Below are 24,404 nucleotides of genomic sequence, written 5' to 3'. Positions count from 1 at the left end.
CGTCATGCACGGGCCTCCGCCGTGTGTGCCGCCAGTTCCTGTGCCCGCCTGCGGGCCCAGGTCTCCGCTTCGAGGACGTCCGCGACGGTGAGGGAAGTTCCCGCGTCCGGGGTTCCGTGCTCCTCCACCACCCGCGTCACGGTCTCCATGATCCCGTTGAACGGCAGCGCGCCGGCCCGGAAGGCCTCCACGCACTCCTCGTTGGCCGCATTGAACACCGCGGGCGCCGTGCCCGCGAGCTCACCCACATGGCGTGCCAGGTTCACCGACGGGAACGCGTCGTTGTCGAGCGGGAAGAACTCCCACGTCGACGCCTTGCTCCAGTCGAACGTGGGCGCGGCGTCGGGGACGCGCTCCGGCCAGCCGAGGCCGATGGCGATGGGCCCGCGCATGTCGGGGGGCGTCGCCTGGGCGATCGTGGATCCGTCCGTGAACTCAACCATCGAGTGAACATACGACTGGGGATGCACGACCACCTCAATGCGGTCGAAGGAAATGTCGTAGAGCAGGTGCGCCTCGATGACCTCCAGACCCTTGTTGACGAGGGTCGCGGAGTTGATCGTGATGACCGGGCCCATCGCCCAGGTGGGGTGGGCGAGGGCGTCCTCGACGGTGACGTTCGCCAGTTCCTCCTTGGTACGGCCGCGGAAGGGGCCGCCGGAGGCGGTGACGACGAGTTTGCGTACGTCGGCACGGTTGCCGGAGGCCAGCGCCTGGAACAGGGCGGCGTGCTCGGAGTCGACCGGGATGATCTGCCCGGGCTTGGCGAGCGCCTTGACCAGCGGGCCGCCGACGATCAGTGACTCCTTGTTGGCGAGCGCGAGGGTGCGGCCCGCCTCCAGGGCGGCGAGGGTGGGGGCCAGGCCGATGGAGCCGGTGATGCCGTTGAGGACGGTGTGGCAGTCGGAGGCGGCGACCTGGGTGGCCGCGTCCGGGCCGGCGAGGATCTCGGGGAGCGGCTCGCCCGTGCCGTACTGGGCCTGGAGGGCTTCGCGCAGCGCCGGGACGACGTCCTCGCGGGCGACCGCGACGGTCCGCGCCTTCAGCCGGTACGCCTGCTCGGCGAGGAGGGCGACCCGGCCGCCGTTGGCGGAGAGGGCGGTGACCCGGAACCGGTCGGGGTTGCGCAGCACGAGGTCGATGGCCTGGGTGCCGATCGAGCCGGTGGAGCCGAGGATCACCACGTCCTTGGGGCCGTCGCCCGCCACGGGGTCGTAGACGAGATGCGGGTCGGCGAGAGGGGCTGGACTGTCGCTCATCCCCCCATTGTGGCCGGAACGGCTGGCGGGGAGGACAGGGTGTCCCCTTCGTCGGGTTACAGGATGGTGAGAGGTCACTGCGGGCAGTGACCTCTCACCACGTGGGTCACCGGATCGGACGGTGCATGTTCTCCCGTGGGCTCGGGCCCGGCGTCGCGTCCGCGATCCATACGCCGCCGTCGTCCGACGGGTCGACGATGCCCTGCTCCAGCCACTCGTACGTGCCCGACATCACTCCCTTGACGACCTTGCGGTCCAGGTCGTCGGTGTTGGACCACAGGCGGCCGAAGAGCTCCTCGATGCGCAGGCGGGCCTGGCGGCAGAAGGCGTCGGCGAGCTGGTAGGCCTCGCGGCCGTGCTCGCCCTGGCCTCGCAGGTGCTCGGCGCGGACGCAGGCCGCGCTCATGGCGAACAGTTCGGCGCCGATGTCGACGATGCGGCCGAGGAAGCCCTGCTTGCTCTCCATGCGGCCCTGCCAGCGGGACATGCCGTAGAAGGTGGAGCGGGCGAGCTTGCGGGAGGTGCGTTCCACGTAGCGCAGATGCGCGGAGAGGTCGACATGCTGCTTGAACTCGCCGTAGGTGTACGGCAGTTGCCCCTGGCCCGCGACCAGCTTCGGCAGCCACTTGGCGTAGAACACGCCCGCGTTCGCGCCCGCCTTCGCCTTGTCCTGGAGGGACTTCTCGGGGTCGATGAGGTCACCGGCGACCGACAGGTGGGCGTCGACGGCCTCGCGGGCGATCAGGAGGTGCATGATCTCCGTCGAGCCCTCGAAGATCCGGTTGATGCGCAGGTCGCGCAGGACCTGCTCGGCGGGGACGCCTCGCTCGCCGCGCTCCCGCAGTGAATCGGCGGTCTCGAAGCCTCGGCCGCCGCGGATCTGGACGAGTTCGTCAGCGATCAGCCAGGCCATCTCGGAGGCGTACAGCTTGGCGAGGGCGCCCTCGATGCGGATGTCGTTGCGGTCCTCGTCGGCCATCTGCGAGGCGAGGTCGGTGACGGCCTCCAGGGCGAAGGTGGTGGCCGCGATGAAGGAGATCTTCGCGCCGACCGCCTCGTGCTGGGCGATGGGCTTGCCCCACTGCTCGCGTGCGGCGGACCACTCGCGGGCGATCTTCAGGCACCACTTGCCGGCGGCGACGCAGGAGGCGGGGAGCGAGAGCCGGCCGGTGTTGAGCGTGGTCAGGGCGATCTTCAGGCCCGCGCCCTCCGGGCCGATCCGGTTCGCCGCCGGGACGCGGACCTGGTGGAAGCGGGTGACGCCGTTCTCGATGCCGCGCAGGCCCATGAAGGCGTTGCGGTTCTCGACCGTGATGCCGGGCGAGTTGGTCTCCACGACGAAGGCCGTGATGCCGCCCTTGTGGCCCTCGGACTTGGGCACGCGGGCCATGACGACGAGGAGGTCGGCGACCACGCCGTTGGTGGTCCAGAGCTTCACGCCGTCGAGGATGTAGTCGTCCCCGTCCGGTACGGCGGTGGTGGCCAGCCGCGCCGGGTCGGAGCCGACGTCCGGCTCGGTCAGCAGGAAGGCGCTGATGTCGGTGCGGGCGCAGCGCGGCAGGAACCGCTCCTTCTGCTCCGGGGTGCCGAACAGCTTGAGCGGCTGCGGGACGCCGATCGACTGGTGGGCCGAGAGCAGCACACCGATCGCGGGCGAGGCCGAGCCGGCCAGGGTGAGCGCCTTGTTGTAGTACACCTGGGTGAGGCCGAGGCCGCCGTACTTGGTGTCGATCTTCATGCCGAAGGCGCCGAGTTCCTTGAGCCCGTTGATCACCTCGTCGGGGATCCGGGACTCGCGTTCGATCAGGGCGCCGTCGACCTTCGTCTCGACGAAGTCGCGCAGTTTGGCGAGGAACTCCTCACCGCGCTGGGCGGCCTCGTCGGTCGGCATCGGGTGGGGGTGGATGAGGTCGAGGCGGAATCGGCCGAGGAACAGTTCCTTGGCGAAGCTGGGCTTGCGCCATTCCTGTTGCCGGGCCGCCTCCGCCACCTGGCGTGCCTCACGTTCGGTGACAGTAGGGCGTCCGGAGGACGACGTGGGTGCTGCGGACATGAGGCTCACCTCGCCGCGAATCGGGATCTTGAGGACCGTTTGGTTACCGACGGGTGCTACCCGATCGTATGTACCCGATTACGGGCGACCCCACCACCCTGCGTGCAGCCGTTCAGCCGATGTTGACGGAGTACGCCTTGGTGTCCAGGCGGCCCGTGCCCTTGAAGACCTCGGTGCCGGACTCGATGCCGGAGACCTACCTGTCGTTGCTCAGCAGCTTGCGCCGGACGAGTGCCTGGGTGACGTCATCGAGGTCGACCCCCACCGGCGGGTGGCCCTGGTGGTGTTGGTGCGGCGGACGAAGGAGTGGGGCCCAGACGCACTGGGTGCCGGTGTACTTCACCTCGTTCCAGAGGTTGTCGTTGACGTAGTTACATGGGGGACGGCCCTTCCGGGGACGGTTCGGGTACGACTTCTCGGGTGGCCGTCCGGCCCGCCGGGAGGTTGCCCCCACCGGCGCCGAAACCCTCGGACGAGAAAAGGTGTCGAAGCGCTTCGACAACCTATGGACACCCACGCGTGCCAGAGCTAGTGTCGAACCACCCTCACACACGCCCCTGTACACAATGCGCACTGTCGAAGCGCTTCACACCGCTTGGAGAGCTGGATGGTCACCCTCGCCGAGGTCGCCCAGCACGCCGGAGTCTCGGCGAGCACGGTGAGCTATGTCCTCAGCGGCAAGCGGTCCATCTCCGCGACCACCCGGCAGCGGGTCGAGCAGAGCATCCGCGAGCTCGGCTACCACCCGAACGCGGGTGCCCGTGCCCTGGCCAGCAGCAGGTCGAACATCATCGCGCTGATGATCCCGCTGCGCACCGACATGTATGTGCCGGTGATGATGGAGATCGCCATCGCGGTGGCGACCACGGCCCGTACGCACGGCTACGACGTGCTCCTGCTGACCGGCGAGGAGGGCCCCGACGCCGTGCGCCGCGTCACCGGCAGCGGGCTCGCGGACGCGATGATCCTCATGGACGTCCAGCTGGACGACGAGCGGCTGCCGCTGCTGCGCGGCACCGACCAGCCGTCCGTGCTGATCGGGCTGCCCGCCGACACCACCGGGCTGACCTGCGTCGATCTCGACTTCAAGGCGACCGGCGCGCTGTGCGTGGAGCATCTGGCGATGCTGGGGCACCGCGACATCGCGGTCATAGGCGAGGCCCCGGCCGTCTACGAACGGCACACCGGTTTCGCCGAGCGCACCCTCGACGGACTGCGGGGGCGCGCCCAGGAGTTGGGGATGAGGCTGCTGCACCGGCCCTGCGAGGGCGGGTACGACGCGATGGCCGTCACCCTCGCCCGGATCCTCGACGAACGGCCGAGCACCACGGGGTTCGTCGTCCAGAACGAGTCGGCGGTCGAGCCGCTGCTCGCCCTGCTGCGCCAGCAGGGCCGTGCCGTGCCCGAGGACGTGTCGGTGGTCGGCATCTGCCCCGACCAGGTCGCCACCCAGGCTTCCGTGCGGCTGACGTCCGTCTCCATCCCCGCGCAGGAGATGGGCCGGCATGCCGTGGAGCAGCTGGTCGCCAAGCTCGACGGACGCGGGAGCGACGAAGTCGTGCTGCTCGCCCCCGAGTTGACGGTCCGGGCGAGCACGGGCCCGGCGCCCAGCCACTCGTAGACCGTCTCTTCGCGCGCCTCCCACGCGCCGCCGGTCCCCTACCGGGGCACCCCCATGTCTGAACTCCTCCAGGAGCACGCCACGTGAATGAGCCTGCTGAAAACCAGCCCCAGGTGAGCCTGGCGCAGTCCTCCCCCACCGTCGGCACGTTCCGCGAACGGGACGGCGCGCTGGAGTGGAGCGGCCGCCAGGAGACCGTCCGTGTCGAGCCCTGGGGTCCGGACGCGGTCCGGGTGCGTGCCCGACTCGGCGGACCGGTCCTCGAAGGTCTGCCGGGTGCCCTTCTCGACGAACCCCCGGCAACCGAGAGCGCGGTCAAGGTCGGCGACGGGGAAGCGCAGTTGAGCGTGGGCGCACTGACCGTCCACGTCAATGCCGAGGGCCTGATCCGCTTCCTGCGCACCGAGGACGGCACGGAGGTGCTCGCGGAGGAGCGCGCCCACTTCTGGTGGCCGGGCACCCGCCTCTACACGGCCGTGGGCAACGGTTACCACCGCCTGGAGCAGCGCTTCGCCGCCTACGAGGACGAGAAGCTGTTCGGCCTCGGCCAGCACCAGCACGGCCGCTTCGACCAGAAGGGCCTGGTCCTCGACCTCGTCCAGCGCAACGCCGAGGTCGGCATCCCGGTCCTGTCCTCCAGCCGCGGCTACACGCTGCTGTGGAACAACCCGGCGATCGGCCGCGTGGAGCTCGCGCACAACGGCACGCGGTGGGTCGCCGACTCCGCACGCCAGATCGACTACTGGATCACCGCGGGCACCCCGGCCGACGGCCAGCGCCGCTACAGCGCGGTGACAGGGCGTACGCCGATGCTGCCGGAGTGGGCGGCCGGCTTCTGGCAGTGCAAGCTGCGCTACCGCACCCAGGACGAACTCCTCGCCGTGGCACGGGAGTACAAGCGCCGGGGCCTGCCCATCTCCGCGATCGTCTGCGACTTCTTCCACTGGACGCACCTCGGCGAGTGGAAGTTCGACCCGAAGGAGTGGCCGGACCCGGCGGCGATGGTGCGCGAGCTGGCCGAGCTCGGCATCAAGCTGGTGGTCAGCGTCTGGCCGTCGGTCTCCCCGCTCTCCGAGAACCACCCGGTCATGGAGCAGCGCGGCTACTTCATCGGCACGCAGTACGGCCCGATGGCGCACGCGGACTGGCCCGACAAGGAAGTGGCTTCGACCGTGCAGGTGGCCTTCTACGACGCCACGAACCCGGAGGCGCGGGAGTTCGTCTGGTCGAAGGTCCGCGACAACTACCTTGTGCCTTACGGCATCACGGCCTTCTGGCTGGACGCCTGCGAGCCGGAGCTGAAGCCCGGCTTCCAGGAGAACCTGCGCTACTGGACGGGCCCCGGCCTGGAGGTCGGCAACATCTACCCCGCCGAGAACTCCCGCACCTTCCACGAAGGCCTGCTCGCGTCCGGCGAGGACGAGATCATCACCCTCAACCGCTCGGCCTGGGCGGGCAGCCAGCGCTACGGCGCCGCCCTGTGGTCCGGCGACATCGGCACCGACTTCCCGACCCTGCGCCGCCAGATCGCGGCCGGCCTCAACACCGCGCTGTCCGGCATCCCGTGGTGGAACACCGACATCGGCGGCTTCCACGGTGGCGACCCGGACGACCCGGCGTACCGCGAGGTGGTGGTCCGCTGGTTCCAGTTCGGCGCGCTGTCCCCGCTGATGCGCCTGCACGGCTTCCGCGACCCCGGTATGCCGCTCGGCCCGGCGATGACCGGCGGTCCGAACGAGGTGTGGTCGTACGGCGAGGAGGCCGGCGCGATCCTGGAGAAGTACCTGCGGCTGCGCGAGCGCCTGAAGCCGTACGTCCTGGACGTCATGCGCGAGGCCCACGAGGAGGGCCTGCCGGTGATGCGGCCGCTGTTCCTCGAGTTCCCCGAGGACCAGGCGGCCTGGTCGGTCGACGACGCCTACCTCTTCGGCCGGGACCTGCTGGTCGCCCCGGTGCTGACGGCGGGGGCGTCGGCCCGGAGGACGCACCTTCCGGCGGGCGCGCGCTGGACGGACGCGTGGACCGGTCAGACGTACGAGGGCGGTACGACCGTGACGGTCGACGCCCCGCTGGACCGCATCCCGCTGTTCCTGCGGGACGGGGCACGGCTGCCGGTAGCGGAGTAGCCGGTCCGGAGGGGGTGGCCGGTGGGGAGGTCTTCCGGTCACCTCCTCCGAATGTTCGGCCAACTTCCTTACAGCCTCGGGCAGTTCGACGGGATAGGTTCCCTGCGTGTCCTCGACTCCGCTCGCCCTCGCCCTCGCCGATCTGCTGCTGCGCCCCGGCTTCGGCTCCCGGCGCGATCCCGACCGGATCTTCGACAGGATCGCCGCGGAGGCCGGGGAGGCGCCCGGTGACCGGCAGTTCGTCGACGACTTCCGGTCGCTGCTGTGCTGGTGGGCGACGGCCGAGAACCTGACCCCGGTCGGCTGGCAGTCGGCGCAGGCCTTCGTCCGCAGGCATCTCACCAACCGGGCCCGCGTGCGGCGGCTGATCGCCGAGCACCCGGAGATCGAGCGGGAGCCGATCGAGAGGCCGGTGTTCGTGGTGGGCCTGCCCCGCACCGCGACGACCGTCACCCACGCCGTGCTGTCGCTGCCGGACGATCACCGCAGCCCGCTGCTGTGGGAACTGCTGGCGCCCGACCTGGAGTTGCCGCCCCGGCAGCGACGGAAGGCGATCAGGGCCGGGCGTCGGATGGCCCAGGGCACGGACCTGTTCGCGCCGCGCTTCCGGGACATCCACGCGATGGTGGCCGAGGGTCCGGAGGAGTGCACGTTCACGCTCCCGCACGCGCTGATGCCGTTCTCCCAGGCCCGTATCCCCGAGTACTTGGACTGGCACCGCGAGCGGGACTTCGTCCCCGACTACCGGTATCTCAAGCAGGTCTACCAGGTCCTGCAGTACGGCCGTCCGCGCCGCCGCTGGGTGCTGAAGTCCCCCATGCACCTGGAGAACCTGGACGCCCTGCGCACGGTGTTTCCCGACGCCACGATCGTGTGGTGCCACCGCGACCCGGTCACCGCCGTGGCATCCTTCTGCAGCCTGATCGAACACGGCATGGCCGTCGGCTCACGCCCCGTCGACCTGGCCGGCATCGGCGCCACCTGGCTCGACCTGCTGAGCCGGGCCATGACGCGCGGTCTGGCGGCCCGTGCCACCATCCCTGCCGAGCAGTTGGTGGACGCCCCGTACTCCTGGCTCGGCTCCGATCCGGCCGTCGGCGCCCCCAAGCTGTACTCGGCCGTCGGCGCCCGCTGGACCGACGCCGAGGCCGCCCGGCTGTCCGATGCCGTCGCCCGCCCGAAGGGCAGCCGCCCGCACCGGTACGACCTCGCCCGCTACGCCCTGACCCGCGCCGAGGTCGAGGCCGCCTTCGCGGACTACAACGCGCTGCGGGCCGAGGTCGACCCCGCCTGAGGCGACCTCGGCCCTGCTGACGGGTCAGCTGCTGCTGACGGTCAGGTTGTTGGTGACGAAGTCGAGCCCGCCGGACGACGAGGTGATCTCGTAGCCGAACTGGACGTCACCGATGGTCTCGTTGCTCGACATCCAGCCCTTGGTGCCCGAGATCCAGGTGAGGATCGGCTTGATGTTCACGGTGCCGGAGCTGGAGTCGGAGGTCCGCAGGAACGAGAACACCTCGTTCGCGCCGTTGGTGCCCTTGTAGACGGTCCAGGTGTGGCCGCCGAGCGTGACGTTGCCCTGCGAGGTGCCGAGCGGGCCGACGGCACCGTTGTAGTTGACCCAGAGCATGATCTCGTAGTCGTAGTCGGTGTCCCAGATGTCGTACGACGTGTTGTACGCGCCGGACGACGGGACCGTGACGTTGTAGCTGCTGGTGAGCGAGCCGAGGGAGGCGATCGTCTTGTTGATCACCTTCTTGGAGTTGGGGTAGGACTTGATGCCGCCGGTGTTGGGGTGGTTCGCCCAGACACCCCAGTTGGTACCGGAGTTGGCCCAGATGCACTGGCTGCCGGCGCCGGAGCCCCAGATGTTGTTGTAGAGCGTGTAGCCGTTCAGGCTGGTGTTGCCCCACTGGTCGCAGGAGTTCCAGACCGCGGCCGAGGCGGGGGTTGAGGCGAGTCCGACGGTGGCGCCGAGGGCCATCGCCGGGGCCAGCACGGCCATGGTGATCTTGCGCAGTGCTCTCTTTGCCATGGTGTCCCTTTCCATGGGTGGGGGGGAGTTGCGGGGGATTTGTGGGGGGTTACCACGTCCCCAGGTTGAGGACGTGGTCTTCTCCGGCGACGAGGTCGAGCGGTGGTCCGTCGCCGTCGCCGTCGCCGGATGAAGTCCGGAGTTCGACGCGGACGGTGCGGGACGGCTTCAGGACCGCCGTCGCCCCGTCGGGCGTCCAGGTCAGGTCGACCTCCGCGCCGAACCGTGTGCGCACGCCCCGGAGGCGGCCCTCCGGGAGGGTGGGGGGCAGCGCGGGCAGCAGGACCAGGCGGTCCGGGGTCGACTGCACGAGCATCTCGATCAGTACGGCGGGCAGGGTGTGCGCGGCGTCGGCGTTGTAGACGTCGCGGTTGGGGTAGTGGGCGCTCATCAGGGAGGCGTGGAAGAAGTCGCCGCCCAGGACCTGGTCGAGGGCATGGGCGACCCGGTCGCCGTCCCTGAGGCGGGCCGCGATCAGGGCGTGGTGGAGGTGGCCGTGCGCGGAGTCGTTCTCGGCGCCCCGCAGCTCGAGGGCGCGGTGGGCGGCTGCCGCTAGGTGGGGGGTGTCGTACGGGGTGATCTCGTCGAGCGGCCAGACGCCGTAGAGGTGGCTGAGGTGACGGTGGTCGTAAGAGTCCTCCAGGCCGGGCCAGGCCCATTCGGCGAGGGCGCCGTCCTCGTTGATCCGGTGCGGGGGGAGGCGGTCGGCGAGGGCGCGCCAGCGGTCGGCGTCCGGGGTGTCCGGGTGGTACTGGGCGGCCGTGAGCAGGGCGTGCCGGGCCGCGGAGAGGTCCATGGCGGCGTTGATCGTGCCCCAGCTCGCGTTCGCCGGGCGGTTCTCGGGTGAGTAGGAGGGGACGACGGCCACGTGCCCGTTCTCGTCGGTGCGGGTGAGGAAGTCCTCGTAGAACCGGGCCACTTCGGCGAGGACGGCGGCGGTGCGCGGGTCGCGCTCGCCGCGTGTCTCGTCGTGGTCGACGAGGGGCTTGAGGAGCCAGTCGGCGCCGGCGGTCCACAGGTGGAGGGGGTACTCGCGGCTGAAGTGGTAGATGTGCCCGGACTCGCCGTCGGTGTGGGCGGGGGCCACGACGCCACGGGTGCCGAAGATCGCGCGGGCGTTGTCGCGCCAGTGGGCCACCTGGCCGTGGATCAGGGTGGCGTGGGCCTCCGCGACCTCCGGGAGCGCGGCCGCGGCGGCCGAGGCGGTCTGGAGGTTGAGGTTGGCGTCGGTGGTGAACGCGCCCGACCAGGCCGTGTTCCAGTCGCCGGTCCACAGGCCGGTCAGGCGGGGCGGGAGCATGCCGGAGGCGGAGAGCAGGTGGTAGCGGCCCGCTGCGAAGAGGCGTTCCATGAGGGCCGGACTCTTGGGGCGGCCGATCAACTCCGAGCCGGGCAGCGCGCGTTCGGCGGGGTGGGCGGACAGGTCGAGGGTCACGCGCTCGTAGGCGGCGCGATGGAGCGGCGTGTGGCGGTCGAGGAGGCGGGCGTACGCGCCGGGCTCCGCGGCGAGGTCGCGCAGGGCTTCGACGTGGGCCGCCGTGTCCAGTTCGCCGGTGTGCCGCACGACCCGGGTCAGGAGGAGGACGGATGCGGCTCCGGTGACGCGGGCGCCCGGCGGGACGAGTGCGGTACGGCCGCCCGCGGGCACGACCAGGGTCATTCCGGTGTAGGCACGGTCGCTGTCGGGGTAGCGGACGCGGAGGGTGAGGAGGGCCCCGTCGCAGGCGCGGACGACGCTCTGGCCGACCACCAGTGCGGCGGGGGCGCCCGGGAGCCGGTGGTCGAGGGTGACGACGAGGTCGGCCGCCTCGACCTGTTGCACGATGACGTCGTCCGCGCGGGAGACGAAGGCCCGGCTGCTCCAGTCCGCGCACTGCGCGTGCGTGACGCCGGTGGCGAAGTCGACGGACCGGCGGTAGCCGGAGGTGTCGGCGGCCGGGCGGCGCAGTCGTATCTGGAAGGCGGGGTGGAAGGGCTGCACCCACTGCAGCTCCCGTCCGTCGGTGAAGCGCTCGGCCGCCGTGACGTCTCCGGCGAGCAACTTGTCCTGGAGTGAGGGGAGTTCGGCGGCCAGGGCGGGGGGACGGGCGTGTTCGCCGCCGTTGGGGCGGACCAGGGTGTGATGGTTGACGATGACCCGGTCGTCGTTCGGATCACCGAACAGCATGACGCCGTGCCGGCCGTTCCCGCTCAGGAAGGCGTCCTCCCAGCGGGTGGCGGGGGCGGGTTCCCAGGTGCCGTGCACGGGGGCGGTCGGCTCGGACGCCGGGGGTATGGGGCTGGGACTGCCGGGGATGCTCGTTCGGCTCATGGCGCCCACTCCAGCACGGCGACCCCGTACCGGCCCAATTCCATGCTGTCGGCGACGCCCGCGCCGGTCAGCAGGTCGCGGTGGCGGCCCGGTACCGGCACGGTGACGTCGTCGCGCCCGTGGTTGAGCACGAAGAGCAGTTCGCCCCGTCGTACGGCCTCCACCCCGGCCGGGAGCCCCGCGAGGGTCGGCCGTACGCCCGCCTCGGCGGCGATGTCGGCGAGCAGCGTGCGCAGGGCGTGCGGCTCGGGAAGGGTCGACATGTACCAGGCGTGGCCCTTTCGCAGGACGGCCGGGAGTCCGTCCAACTCGCCGCTCTTGTATGGCATTACGGCGTCCACGTCGTCCGCCGCCTCGATCTCCTCGGACCACAGGGTGCCGTGGAAGCCCTCGACGTCGGCCTTCTCCCCCGCGTCGAGCGGCCACCACTCGTGCAGCACGCGGATGCCGAACAGGTCGCGCAGCCGGACGTCCATGCCACCGGGACGAACGCGGTCGTCCTGGTCGGCGACGCCGGTCTGGAAGCCGGCGACGAGGGTGCCGCCTGCGTCGACGTACGCGACGAGGTTGTCGATCGCCGCGTCGGTCATCAGGTACAGCTGCGGGACGACGACCAGCTTGTAGGCGGACAGGTCGTGCTCGGGGTGGGCGAAGTCGACGGCGGTGTTCGCCTCCCACAGGGCCCGGTGCCAGGCGCGGACGATGTGCGGGTACTCCGCCTCGGAGGACAGCCGCCCGTCCTGCCGGCTCGCCCACCAGGCGTTCCAGTCGAGGAGTACGGCCACCTCGGCGGCCTCGACCCGAGTGCCCGTCACTTTCCCGTCCAGCAGGGCGAGTTCCGCACCGATCCGCTTGACCTCCTGGAAGGTACGGCCGTGCTCCCCCGCGTGGCTGACCATCCCGGAGTGGAACTTCTCCGAGCCCTGCCGGGACTGCCGCCACTGGAAGTAGCAGACGGCGTCGGCGCCGCGGGCGACGGCCTGGAGGGACCACAGGCGGTTGAGGCCGGCCGGTTTGGGGTGGTTGACCCCGCGCCAGTTGACCGGTCCGGCGGCCTGCTCCATGACCATCCAGGGGCCGCCACGGGCCTGCGAGCGGGTCATGTCATGGACCAGCGCGCCGAACTGCCCGCCGAACGGATCCCTCGGGTCCGGATAGACGTCGATCGAGACGACGTCCTCCTGCTCGGCCCAGGTCCAGGCGTCCAGGCCCTGCCACACCGCCATGAAGTTGGTGGTCACCGGGATGTGCGGGCTGTGCCGGGCGACGATGTCACGTTCGGCGAGGTAGCACTCCAGCAGCGCGTCGGACGTGAACCGCTTGAAGTCCAGCACCTGCGTGGGGTTCTTCATGTAGTGCGCCCGGCGGGGCGGCAGGACCTCGTGCCAGTCGCCGTAGCCCTGGCTCCAGAAGGCGGTCCCCCAGGCCTCGTTGAGCGCGTCGAGCGTGCCGTACCTGTCCTGGAGCCAGCGGCGGAAGGCGGCCTCGGCCTCGTCGCCCCAGTCGTAGGTGCAGTACTCGTTGTTGATGTGCCACATCCGCAGGGCGGGGTGGCCGCCGTAGCGGGCGGCGAGGTCCTCGGTGATGGCGGCGGCGTAGCGCCGGTAGGTGGCGCTGGAGTGCGAGAAGTGCTGGCGGGAGCCCCACCACTCGGTGCGCCCGTCCTCGTCGCGCGGGAGGGTTTCGGGGTGCAGGCGCCCCATCCACGGCGGCGGTGAGGAGGTCGGGGTGGCGAGGACGACGCCGATGCCGTTGTCGTGCATGAGGTCCATCAGCCGGTCCAGCCAGCCGAAGTTCCGCTCCCCCGGCCGGGGTTCGAGCCTCGCCCAGGAGAAGACGCCGAGGGTGACGGAGTTGACGCCGGCCTCCTTCATCAGGCGGACGTCCTCGTGCCAGGTCTCCTCGGGCCACTGCTCGGGGTTGTAGTCGCCGCCGAAGAGGAGGCGGCCACGGGTGGCGTCGGCGAGGGTCGGTCGCTGCGGCTCGGACATCACACCGGGTCCCCGTACTGGACGCCGCGTCCGTTGGTGGCGATGTAGACGCGGCCGTAGATCCGCGGGTCGCCGGTGATGGTCTCGCCGATCCAGCCCCACTGATGCTGGTCGTCGTTGATCCGCACCCAGGTCTTCGCCCCGTCGTCGGAGCGGTACACGGCGGTGATCGTCTCGGTGGAGCCGACCATGTAGATCGCCGGGTAGTCGGCGCCGTCGGAGGCCTTGCCGAAGCCGAGGGTGTACGAGGCCCAGCAGCTGCCGACCTTCGAGAAGTTCGTCCCGCCGTCGGTGGACCGGTACAGCCCGTTCCACTTCAGGCTCAGCCACAGATCACCGGAGCGACCGGGCGCAGCGACCAGCTCGAACTGACTGTCCCCGGAGGACAGTCCGGTCGCACGGCCGGTGAAGGTACGGCCACTGTCAGTGCTGGCGTATAGCGTTCCTGTGTCGGTGTCGTACGCGTAGAAGAGCGTCGGGTCGGCCGGGTCGGCGACCGGCGTGGCGCCCTTCGGGAAGGAGGAGACCTCGGACCAGGTGGCGCCGTTGTCCGCGGAGCGGTAGGCGGGGTATTTCGTGCCGTCCCAGTGCACGAACACCCAGAGCAGCACGCTGCCGTCGGCGTTGGTGGCGATCGGCCCCGGTGCGTCCTTGGCGATGGAGGGCTGGGCCTTGAAGGGCGCCCAGGTCTGCCCGCCGTCGTTCGAGTAGGCGCCGTTGCCGTTGTCGCCCCAGCCGGTACGGACGACGTACGCCGGCTTGGCCGCGGCCTGGGCGAGTCCCGTCGCCGACCCGAACACGGGGTTCGACGCCATGCCGCGCGAGGGCGATGCCGTGAGCGACTCGTGGTACATCACGCCGATGTCCCCGTTCCCGCTGATCAGATGCGCCTCCCCGACCGGGGGCGAGATCAGCTGGCGCACGGACGTCTCCTCCAAGCCGCGGATCTGCGGGGCCCAGTTCCTCAGGTCCCGGGTGCCGTAGAGGGTGGCGCCGGTGCCGTAGACGATGCGCCGCGAGTCGTACGGGTCGAGGGCGAGGGCCTGGATCCACCAGCCGAACTTGGGCCTGTCCTGGCCCCACTTGAGGTAGGGGGTCTCGGAGACGTCGAGGACGGCCGTGTCCTTCAGGGACGTCCAGGTACGGCCGCCGTCGGTGGTCCGGTACAGGGTGTCGATGGCGGCCCACCGGTTGTTGGTGGAGACGACGACCGTGCCGGGCCGCCGGGCGTCGACGGCGACACCCCCGTACCCGAAGGTGTCGGCGGACCCGTCGGCCGTGGTCCCGCCCGGCTTGACGGGGGTGACCTCGGTCCACTTCCCGTTGAGGGTGCACAGCTTGTGTACGCTGCCGTCGGACTGGCCGTTGGGGCCGGGTGCGTTGGCGTAGGTCACGTACAGGTGGCTGGTGCCCCGGTCGTACGCGGCCCGGATCGGGACCTTGGCGGCGGTGCCGGAGGGCTGGCCGGGGACGGCTTCCCAGGTGGTGCCGTCGCTGGTCCGGTACAGGTTCTTCGTCCCGGACGTGCCGTCGCCGTCGCCCCAGCCGACGTAGAGGGTGCGCCCGGCGGCGACGAGGAGGGTGACCCCCTGACCGGTGGCGCTCGGGGAGCCCGGGAATCCGGTCGCGGCTGCCCAAGTGGCGCCCCGGTCGGTCGACTTCAGCAGGCCGTCGTGCCGGGTGCCCAGCCACAGGGTGTCTCTGTCCCGCGGATCGACGAGCAACCGCTCGCCCGTACCCCGGCCGTCCTCGTTCGCCCCGAGCTTCACGGTGAGGTCGGTTCGGGTCCAGGTGGCGCCGCGGTCGTCGGAGCGCAGGACGGCGCCGTTGCCGGCCCAGGACTGGGCGTAGGTGCCGAGGGCGAGGTAGAGGCGGTTGGGGTGGGCCGGGTCGACGGCCATGGCCTCGACGCCTAGGAGGTTCCAGTCGTCCCAGCCGAGGTGATCGGTCAACGGGATCCAGGCGGCCGTACGGTCGTCCCAGCGGTAGGCACCACCGATGTCGGTACGGGCGTAGGCGAGACCGCGGACGGAGGGGTGGAACAGAACACCGGTGACGAAACCGGTGCCGCCCATGACGGCGGTGCGCCAGCGGTACGCCTGGCCGGCCGCTGCAACGGGCTCTGCGGCGGACGCACGCCCTGCGATTGACGGGACGGTGGTGAGCGCGGCGGCGGCCGCGGTCCCGGCAAGAACGGCTCTTCGGCTCAGGCGGGACGTACGCATGGACATACCTCGTTCCGGAAGTCGGGGGGAGTGGAGAACCTCTAGGGGCGCGGGGAACTGCGACCGGCCACAAAAGACCCGCCGTCGCCGAAGTACCGAAGCACCCCATTCAGCGGGCGCCAATCAACCCTTGACCGCGCCCGTGAGCATGCCCTTCTTGAAATGCTTCTGTACGAAGGGCGACAGCACGGCCACCGGCAGCAGAGCCATCACCATGACCGCCATCTGCACGGCAAGCCCGGAAAGCTGCCCGGTCTTGATGGCCTGCCCCAAGCCGACCGGCGCTTCCTGCTTCTGCACCAGCTGGATCATGACGTTCTGCAGCGGCATCATGTCCTGGTCGTTCAGGTACAGCGAGGCGTTGAACCAGGCACTCCAGTACCCGACGGCGTAGAACAGCGTGATGACGGCGATCACCGCACGGGACAGCGGCATGACGATCTGCCAGAGGATCCGGAAATCGCCCGCACCGTCGATCCGCGCACTGTCGACGAGTTCCTGCGAGATGTTCATGAAGAAGCCACGCAGGACCAGGATGTTGAAGACACTCACCGCACTCGGCAGGATCAGCGCGAGGTAGGTGTCGGTCAGCCCGAGCGTCTGCACCAGCAGATACGTCGGAATGAGCCCGGCGCTGAAGAACATCGTCGCCAGCAGCGTCATCAGGATCCAGCGGTGACCGAGCGACCCGCTCCGGGACAGCCCGTAGGCGCAGAGCACGGACACGGTCATCGAGAACAGCGTGCCGATGAGGGTGACGAGGAGGCTGATGATCGTGGCGCGGGTGACCTGCCCCCCGCTCAGCAGTTCCTTGTAGGCGATGAAGGTGATGCCCTTGGGCACCATCACCAGTCCACCCGCCTCGTCGATCGTCCTGCGCGAGGAGAGGCTGGTGACGACGACGATCCACAGCGGGAAGAGGATCGCCAGGCAGGCCAGCGACAGGGCGAGACCCTTGCCCGCGAGTCCCGTCTTGGAGGGCTCTTCCTCCCACGTCGGCCGGGGTGGCGCAGCCCACCAACGGGGTTCCCGCGCCGGCTTGTCGATCACGGCGGTCACTTCTTGTACACCCCCTGCTCGCCCATGAGATGGGCCACCTTGTTCGCGGCGAGGACCAGGCCGAGGCTGACGACGCCCTTGATCAGGCCGGCGGCGGCCGCGTAGCTGAAGTCCTGGTTGCGCACGCCGTTCCACCACACGAAGGTGTCGAGGACCTCCGCCGCACCCGGTCCGACGGCGTCGCGTTGCAGCAGGATCTGCTCGAAGCCGACGGTCAGGGCGTCACCGACGCGCAGCACCAGCAGCAGCGCGATCACCGGACGCAGTGCGGGCAGGGTGACATGCCACATCCGCCGCCACCGCCCCGCGCCGTCCATCGCGGCCGCCTCGTACAGGTCAGGGCTCACCGAGGCCAGCGCGGCGAGGAAGACGATGATCCCCCAGCCGGCGTCCTTCCACACGCTCTCCGCGGTGATCAGGAGCGGGAAGGTGTTCGGGTCCGTCATGATGTCGAGGCCGTCGTAGCCGTGTTGCCGCAGCAGCTGGGAGAAGATCCCGGCGCCGCCGAACAGTTGCTGGAAGACGGCGATGACCAGTACCCAGGAGAAGAAGTGCGGCAGGTAGAGGATCGCCTGTGAGACCGCCCGTATCCGGGGCCTGACCACGCTGTTGATGAGCAGGGCGAGCAGGACCGGGATCGGGAAGAACAGCACGAGCTGGAGGAAGAACAGGATCAGTGTGTTCTGGACGGCGTTCCAGAAGGCCGAGTCCTCGAAGATCCGCTGGAAGTTCTCCAGGCCCACGAAGGGGCTGTTCAGGATGGAGACGATGCCGTTGTCGCTGATGTAGGGGTCGTACTCCTGGAACGCGACGACGTTGCCGAGGATCGGTACGTAGTTGAAGAGCAGGACCAGCAGGACGGCCGGCAACGTCATCAGGAGCAGCAGCCGGTCGCGTCTGAGCCTGACCTTGAGGCTCAGCTTCCCCGATGGACGGTTCCCCCCTGACCCGGTGGCGCCGTCGGACGCCACCGGAGTCTCCTCACGCGGGGTCTTCCTCTTCGCCTCGGCCCTGTTCCGAGGCACCGTGCTGTGGGACACGGCCTTCTCCTTGCCTTCAGCCCCGGATCAGTTGGCCGCGCTGCCGTTCTCGTCGAGGATCTTCTGGTACCAGTCGCGCAGCTCGTCGCCGCCCTTGCTCTTCCAGTCGGAAACGGCCTGCTGCATGTCGCTGATCTTCTTGCGGCCGCGGACGATGTCGTCCTCCAGCTGCTCGAAGTCGTTGGAGAGGTTGGTGTAGCGGGCGGGCTCGGTGATCTGCATGCCCCAGAAGGAGGACTTCTTGGTGAAGGCGCCCATCCGCTGCTGCCACTCGACCTGGCCCTTGGCGACCTCGGGGAAGTCGGGGTGCGCGATGGTCGCGGCGGGGCTCGCGACCATGACGTAGGCGTTCATCACCTCGATGTTGCCCTGGTCGTTCTTGGTGGGGACGCCGTCCTTGACGGTGTAGTGGGTGCCTTCGACGCCGTAGTTGGTCATCATGTACTCCTTGGTGCCGTACGGCGCCGCGGTGACGTTGGCGACGGCCAGCACGTCGCGGATGACCGACTCGGAGGCCTTCTTGTTGACGAAGGCGAAGATGCCGGCGGGCTGATCGGCCCACAGGGTGGGGTTGCCGCCGTCGTGGCCCCAGACGTCCATGCCCCAGATCTTGAAGTCCGGGTTCTGGACGGCCTGTTCGGCGGTGCGGCCCCACCACTGGGAGATGTTGTTGGGGTAGATCAGGAACTCGCCCGCCGCGAACTTGGGGCCCGGGTCGGGGGCGTTCTTGCCCATCTTGGAGTCGGGGTGGACGACCCCGGCGGCGAACAGCTTGCGGGACCACTCCAGCGCCTCGAGGAACTCCTCGGTCTCGATGCGGTTGACGAGCTTGCCGTCGACGAGATTCCAGCCGAGCGGCTTCTCGCTGCCCGACAGCACACCGAACGCCTGGAAGGCGGTCCACTTCATGTCCAGGCACGCCCACCGCTTGGCCTTGGCGTTGGTGATCTCCTTGGCCAGGGCCATGAACTCGTCGCAGGTCTTCGGGACTTCGTAGCCCTCCTCCTCGAAGATGTCCTGCCGGTACAGGGGCACCATGGAGGGGGCGGACGGCGCCGGCATCGGCAGGCCCCGCAGCTTGCCGCCGAAGATGGAGCGCTGCCAGGCGTCCGTCGGGATCGCCGCGAGGTTGGGGTACTCCTTGACCTTGTCCCCGGACAGGTACGGGCCGAGGTCGGCGAACTTGCTGATGATGGCGCTGGGTATCTTGCCGCCCATGTTCCACCCGGGGATGACCACAACGTCCGGGACGTCGCTGGAGGCGAGGACCGCGCCGAGCTTCTGGTCGTAGGTGTTGCCGTCCTGGTTCTGCCAGACGACGTCGACGCCGATCAGGTCGTTCATCGCCTTGTAGTAGGCGTTGTTCTGCTTGGGCGGCGAGCCCCAGAACGGCGACATGATGGTGACCTTGCCGCCCTTGCCGAGCTTCTTCGGGACCGAGGTCTTGAGGGTGGCGAGGTCCAGCTTGCTGGTGAAGCCGAGGGCCGAGCCGTTCTTGGACGGGATGTCCGGCGTCACCACATTGCTGGCCACGTACGTCGGCAGGATCTTCTTCGCGTCCTTGCCCGACGTGGTCCCGTCACGCGACCCACTGTCCGAACCGCCGCAGGCGGCGAGCAGCGGCATCCCGCCGGCCACCGCTGCGGTGGCGACCGCCGTGGAGGCGAGGAAGCTTCTCCGGCTGGGTCCGGAGGCGGAGGCGGCGTTCGGCGTCATTGCGTCAACCCTTCATGGCGCACCTGGACACCCGGCGGTGGGCCGTCGGCTGCGGTGTCGTAAGTGGAACTGGCTGAGCTGAAGCGATTCTTCGAGCCCTGTGCGAGATTCCCGTAGTCGAAGCGCTTCGATGTTGCTGCGAGGTTAAGTGAAGCCCAGTGGGTGCACAAGGGTCGTTCCCAAGATTCCTGCACGGCTCAGGGGGGGACCATTTCTTATGCACCGCTTGAAGTCATGGTGTCGATCCCTTGACACCCGCCCTTGCGTCGAATGAGCATCGAAGCGCTTCGAAAGCACTGAACCGATCCATCGCAAAGGGATCCCCACGTGACCGCACACACGCCGCCCACGCCGCCTTTCCGCGATCAGCACCTGCCGTTCGCGAAGCGCATCGACGACCTTCTGTCGCGGCTCACGCTCGACGAGAAGACCGGGTTCCTGCACCAGTTCGCGCCGGCGGTCGAGCGCCTCGGCATCGCGGCCTTCCGCACGGGCCAGGAGGCGCTGCACGGCGTGGCCTGGATGGGTCCGGCCACCGTCTTTCCCCAGGCGGTCGGCCTCGGCGCGACCTGGAACACCGATCTCGTACGACGGGTCGGCGAGGCCGTCTCCAAGGAGACCCGCGCGATGCGCGCCCGCGACGACCGCGTGGGGCTGAACGTCTGGTCCCCCACCGTCAACCTCCTGCGCCACCCCCTGTGGGGCCGCAACGAGGAGGGCTACTCCGAGGACCCGAAGCTCACCTCGGCCATCGCCACCGCGTACACCCGCGGCCTGCGCGGCGACCACCCGACGTACTGGCGCACCGCGCCCGTCCTCAAGCACTGGCTGGCGCACAACAACGAGACGGGCCGCGACGTCACGTCGTCCTCGGTCCGCCCGCGCGTCCTGCACGAGTACGACCTGCGCGCCTTCCGCGAGACGGTCGAGGCGGGCGCGACGGCCGGGGTGATGCCGGCGTACAACCTGGTCAACGGCCGCCCCAACCACGTCTCCCCGTACCTGCGCGAGCACCTGCGCACCTGGACCGACGAGGACCTGCTGGTCTGCTCGGACGCGGGCGCGCCGTCCAACCTGGTCGATTCCGAGCACTACTTCGACACCCACGAGGAGGCGACGGCCGCCGCGCTGCTGGCCGGCGTCGACAGCTTCACCGACCACGGCACGGACGGTTCGAAGATCACCGCCCGGCTCCGCGGCGCCCTCGACCGGGGCCTGCTGACCGAGCACGACATCGACACGGCCGTCCGCCGCCAGCTCTCGGTGCGTTTCCGCCTCGGCGAGTTCGACCCGGAGTACGACCCGCACGCGCTCACCAAGGACTTCGACACCCCGGCCCACCGCGCCCTCGCCCAGGAGGCCGCCGAGCAGGCCGTTGTCCTGCTGAAGAACAGCGGCGACCTGCTGCCGCTCGCCCCGGACACCCGGATCGCGGTGGTCGGCCTGCTCGCCGACGAGTGCAAGCTCGACTGGTACAGCGGCACGCTCATCCACCGCTCGACCCCGCTGGAGGGCCTGTACGAGCGGTTCGGTGCCGAGCGGGTGGAGTTCGCGGAGGGCGTGGACCGCGTCCTGCTGAAGACCTCGACCGGAGCCTTCCTGCACGTCCCCGAGGCGGACGCCGCCGACGAGGTGCGCGGCGCCGAGGGCGCCCTCGACCCGGCCCTGCTCGCGGGCCGCACCGACCTGCCCGCGCTGACCACCGACCCGGCCGGCACCGAACTCGCCCTCGTGGACTGGGGCGAGGGCGTGCTGACCCTGCGCGCCCCCGACGGCCGCTACCTCTCCGTCGCCGAGGACGGCTGCCTCCGCGCCTCCGCCGACCAGCCCGGGGGCTGGATCGTCCAGGAGACCTTCCGCCTGGAACCGCACGCGAACGGACACCTCCTCCGGCACATCGGCACGGGCCACCACGTATCGGTTGCCGCCGACGGCGTCAGGGTTGCCGAAGCGAACCCGGAAATCTTCGAGCTGATCATCGTCGAACGCGGCGAGGACGCGGTGACCAGGGTCACCTCGCAGGCGGACGTGGTCCTGGTGGTCGCCGGCAACGACCCGCACATCAACGGCCGCGAGACCGAGGACCGTACGACGCTGGCCCTCCCCGCCCATCAGGAGCGCCTGCTGCGCGCCGCCCGCGCGGCCAACCCGGCCACGGTGCTGGCACTGGTGTCGGCGTACCCGTACGCGGTCGATCACGCGGATGTTCCGGCGCTGCTGTGGACGGCCCACGGCGGCCAGGCTGCCGGCACCGCACTGGCCCGGATCCTGGTCGGCGACGTCTCCCCCGCCGGCCGCCTCCCGCAGACCTGGTACGCCGACGACACCGACCTTCCCGACCTCCTCGACTACGACGTGATCGGCGGCCGCCAGACGTACCTGTACTTCGAGGGAACCCCGCTGTTCCCCTTCGGCCACGGCCTGTCGTACGCGGCCTTCTCCTACGCCGGCCTGACGACGACGGTGAACGGCGACACGGTGGAGGTCTCCTTCACGGTCACGAACACCGGCGACGTGCCGGCCGACGAGGTCGCCCAGCTCTACACCCGCGCCGTGGACCCCACGGTGCCGCGCCCGCGCCGTGAGCTGGTGGCGCACAGCCGGGTGCGCCTGGAACCCGGCGAGGAGAGGCAGCTGGCCTTCGAAGTCCCCCTGGCCGCCTTCGACTTCTGGGACGTGACCCGCGGCGGATGGCGCCGGGAGCCGGGGCCGTACGAGCTGCTGGCGGGCGCCTCCAGCGAGGACATCCGGCTGCGGACGACCGTGATCCTGGACGGCGAGGCGGCGGCACCGCGTCCCGTCCTGCAACGGGGCCTTGCCGCGGCCGACTTCGACGAGCAGAGCGGTGCGGCGATCGTCGACCGTACGAAGACGTCGGGCGACGCGGTGACGGCGGCGCGGGGCAGGTCCTGCCAACTGATTTACCGGGACTGCGACTTCGGGGACGGCGTGACGGAGGTGACGGCGACGGTGTCCGGCGAAGGTGCGGTCGACATCTCGCTGGACGGGGGCGCGGTGCTCGCCGTGCTGACGTCACCGGCGCCGGATGCGGGCCCGTACGACTACACGACCGTGCGCGCCGGGATCATCGCCGAGGGCGTCCGCGACGTCCACCTCACGCTGCGCGGCCCGCTGCGGCTCGCGCACGTCGGCTTCTCCGGTTGAGGGTCCGGACGAGGCCGACGCATGAAGGGGCCCGGCACCGGAAGGCATCGGTGCCGGGCCCCTTCGGGAAGCCTAGCTGAAAATGGTTCCCATTTACTAGAGGGCGAGGCCGGTGAGGACCATCACCCGCTCGTAGGTGTAGTCGTCCATCGCGAACCTCACGCCCTCACGGCCCACGCCGGACTGCTTGGCGCCGCCGTACGGCATCTGGTCGGCGCGGTAGGAGGGCACGTCGCCGATGACAACGCCGCCGACCTCGAGGGCCCGGTGGGCGCGGAAGGCGGTCTGCAGGTCGTGGGTGAACACGCCCGCCTGCAGGCCGTACTTGGAGTCGTTGACGGCGGCGAAGGCGGCGGCCTCCCCGTCGACCTTCTGCACGGTGAGGACGGGTCCGAAGACCTCCTCGCACGCGATCGTGGTGTCGGCCGGTACGTCGGTGAGGACGGTCGGCGCATAGGAGGCACCGTCGCGCTTGCCGCCGGTGAGGAGCTTTGCCCCGGCGGCGACGGCCTCGTCCACCCACGTCTCGACGCGCTTGGCGGCGTCCTCGCTGACGAGCGGTCCGACATCCGTCTTGTCGTCGCTCGGGTCGCCGGTGACCTGGGCCTCGACGGCGGCGACGATGCGCGGCAGGAGACGGTCGTGGACGGACGCGTCCGCGATCACCCGCTGCACGGAGATGCAGGACTGGCCGCCCTGGTAGTTGGAGAAGGTGGCGATGCGGGTCGCGGCCCAGTCGAGGTCCTCGTCGGAGGCGTAGTCGCCGAGCACGACCGCGGCTCCGTTGCCGCCCAGCTCCAGGGTGCAGTGCTTGCGCGGCACCGAGTCCATGATCGCGTAGCCGACCTTCTCGGAGCCGGTGAAGGAGATCACGGGCAGCCGCGGGTCCTGGACGAGCGCGGGCATACGGTCGTTGGGGACCGGGAGGATGCTCCACGCGCCGGCGGGAAGCTCGGTCTCGGCGAGGAGCTCACCGATGACGAGCCCGGACAGCGGGGTGGCCGGGGCGGGCTTGAGGATGATCGGCGCGCCGGCGGCGATGGCCGGGGCGATCTTGTGGGCGCACAGGTTCAGCGGGAAGTTGAAGGGCGCGATGCCGAGGACGACGCCCTTGGGGAAGCGCCGGGTGATGGCGAGGCGCCCCTGACCGCCGAGGTCGGTGTCGAGCCGCTGGGCCTCTCCCCCGTTGAATCGCCGGGCCTCCTCGGCCGCGAACCGGAACACGGAGACGGCGCGGCCGACTTCCCCTCGCGCCCACTTGAGCGGCTTGCCGTTCTCGGCGGAGATCAGCCGGGCGATCTCCTCGGTCCGCTCGACCAGCCGCCGGCTGACGTGGTCGAGGGCGGCGGCGCGCACGTGGGCCGGGGTGGCGGCGAACTCGTCCCGTACGGCGTACGCGGCGGCCACGGACTCCTCGATCTGCGCGTCCGTCGGCACGCTCACCTTGCCGACGACCCGCCCGTCCCACGGGGAGGTGACGTCGAAGCTGTCCTCGCCGGTGACCTGGCGGCCGGCGAGCCAGAAGGCGTGGGTGGCAGCCACATTTTCCTTTGGCATGTCGATTTCCCGGCCCTTCCGCGTTGGGGGTGTTCTTGGGTTCGGGGTCCACGGTAGGGGGGTGGGGGCGGAGGGGCGTTTGTCCGGGGTGGAGTGGTGGGGGGCGATGGTGCGCCGGTTCGGCGGGGTGGGGGGTGCGGGCCGGGTTGTCTCTCGCCCCCGCCGCCCCTACCCGTCCCATCCCTGGGGGCTGCCGCCCCCAGACCCCCGCTTCGGCCCTGAAGGGGCCTCGTCCTCAAACGCCGG

14 protein-coding genes are annotated in these 24,404 nt (G+C 70.2%); 4 read left to right on the top strand and 10 right to left on the bottom strand.

The genetic code is table 11. The features are described from left to right. Positions 1-2: 2 nt before the first annotated feature. Both dxr and ACZ7L6_RS39655 read right to left on the bottom strand, forming a co-directional pair. A complete protein-coding gene (dxr, locus tag ACZ7L6_RS39660; RefSeq protein WP_471932736.1) occupies positions 3-1,259 on the bottom strand; it encodes a 1-deoxy-D-xylulose-5-phosphate reductoisomerase in 1,257 nt (418 codons plus the stop codon). A 106-nt stretch (positions 1,260-1,365) separates the two neighbouring features. Then, positions 1,366-3,312, bottom strand: coding sequence for an acyl-CoA dehydrogenase family protein (locus ACZ7L6_RS39655; RefSeq protein WP_471932734.1), 1,947 nt, complete (start codon positions 3,310-3,312; stop codon positions 1,366-1,368). 607 nt (positions 3,313-3,919) lie between these two features. Between ACZ7L6_RS39655 and ACZ7L6_RS39650 the strand changes: the two genes are divergently transcribed. The 3 genes from ACZ7L6_RS39650 (at position 3,920) to ACZ7L6_RS39640 (ending at position 8,353) form a co-directional block, all read left to right on the top strand. Then, on the top strand, positions 3,920-4,933 hold the full coding sequence (locus ACZ7L6_RS39650; protein ID WP_471932732.1) for a LacI family DNA-binding transcriptional regulator: 1,014 nt from the start codon (positions 3,920-3,922) through the stop codon (positions 4,931-4,933). 83 nt (positions 4,934-5,016) lie between these two features. Then, positions 5,017-7,059 carry a glycoside hydrolase family 31 protein gene (locus ACZ7L6_RS39645; protein WP_471932730.1) on the top strand — a complete coding sequence of 681 codons (2,043 nt, stop codon included), beginning with the start codon at positions 5,017-5,019 and terminating at the stop codon, positions 7,057-7,059. 106 nt (positions 7,060-7,165) lie between these two features. After that, complete coding sequence (locus tag ACZ7L6_RS39640; protein WP_471932728.1) at positions 7,166-8,353, top strand: sulfotransferase family protein; 1,188 nt, start codon at positions 7,166-7,168, stop codon at positions 8,351-8,353. A gap of 24 nt (positions 8,354-8,377) precedes the next feature. On the opposite strand, the gene ACZ7L6_RS39635 is transcribed toward ACZ7L6_RS39640, so the two are convergent. The 7 genes from ACZ7L6_RS39635 to ACZ7L6_RS39605 form a co-directional block, all read right to left on the bottom strand. Then, positions 8,378-9,094 (bottom strand): glycoside hydrolase family 12 protein, encoded by a 717-nt coding sequence (locus tag ACZ7L6_RS39635; RefSeq protein WP_471932726.1) that lies wholly within the window; start codon positions 9,092-9,094, stop codon positions 8,378-8,380. A gap of 49 nt (positions 9,095-9,143) precedes the next feature. Beyond that, on the bottom strand, positions 9,144-11,405 hold the full coding sequence (locus ACZ7L6_RS39630) for a glycosyl hydrolase family 95 catalytic domain-containing protein (RefSeq protein ID WP_471932724.1): 2,262 nt from the start codon (positions 11,403-11,405) through the stop codon (positions 9,144-9,146). Next, positions 11,402-13,396 (bottom strand): beta-galactosidase, encoded by a 1,995-nt coding sequence (locus tag ACZ7L6_RS39625; protein WP_471932722.1) that lies wholly within the window; start codon positions 13,394-13,396, stop codon positions 11,402-11,404. Before ACZ7L6_RS39625 ends, ACZ7L6_RS39630 begins: the two co-directional genes overlap by 4 nt. After that, a complete protein-coding gene (locus ACZ7L6_RS39620; RefSeq protein ID WP_471932720.1) occupies positions 13,396-15,621 on the bottom strand; it encodes a 1,4-beta-glucanase in 2,226 nt (741 codons plus the stop codon). Before ACZ7L6_RS39620 ends, ACZ7L6_RS39625 begins: the two co-directional genes overlap by 1 nt. 123 nt (positions 15,622-15,744) lie before the next feature. Beyond that, the gene (locus ACZ7L6_RS39615) at positions 15,745-16,680 is read right to left on the bottom strand and encodes a carbohydrate ABC transporter permease (protein ID WP_471932718.1); all 936 of its coding nucleotides are present in this window, start codon (positions 16,678-16,680) and stop codon (positions 15,745-15,747) included. After that, positions 16,677-17,720, bottom strand: a complete 1,044-nt coding sequence (locus tag ACZ7L6_RS39610; protein WP_471932716.1) for an ABC transporter permease — start codon at positions 17,718-17,720, stop codon at positions 16,677-16,679. The genes ACZ7L6_RS39615 and ACZ7L6_RS39610 overlap by 4 nt, the downstream gene beginning before the upstream one ends. Positions 17,721-17,747: 27 nt before the next feature. Then, a complete protein-coding gene (locus tag ACZ7L6_RS39605) occupies positions 17,748-19,436 on the bottom strand; it encodes an extracellular solute-binding protein (RefSeq protein ID WP_471932714.1) in 1,689 nt (562 codons plus the stop codon). A gap of 327 nt (positions 19,437-19,763) precedes the next feature. Between ACZ7L6_RS39605 and ACZ7L6_RS39600 the strand changes: the two genes are divergently transcribed. Further along, entirely contained in the window at positions 19,764-22,601 is a 2,838-nt protein-coding gene (locus tag ACZ7L6_RS39600; protein ID WP_471932712.1) for a glycoside hydrolase family 3 C-terminal domain-containing protein, read from the top strand. Between the two features lie 96 nt (positions 22,602-22,697). Here ACZ7L6_RS39600 and ACZ7L6_RS39595 read toward each other — a convergent pair whose 3' ends face one another. Continuing rightward, on the bottom strand, positions 22,698-24,143 hold the full coding sequence (locus tag ACZ7L6_RS39595) for an aldehyde dehydrogenase family protein (protein ID WP_471932710.1): 1,446 nt from the start codon (positions 24,141-24,143) through the stop codon (positions 22,698-22,700). Positions 24,144-24,404: the final 261 nt, after the last annotated feature.

Source organism: Streptomyces sp. NPDC107522 (assembly GCF_055657525.1).
The sequence above is the reverse complement of the archived record's forward strand: the minus strand, read 5'-3'. Positions and strand labels throughout refer to the sequence as shown.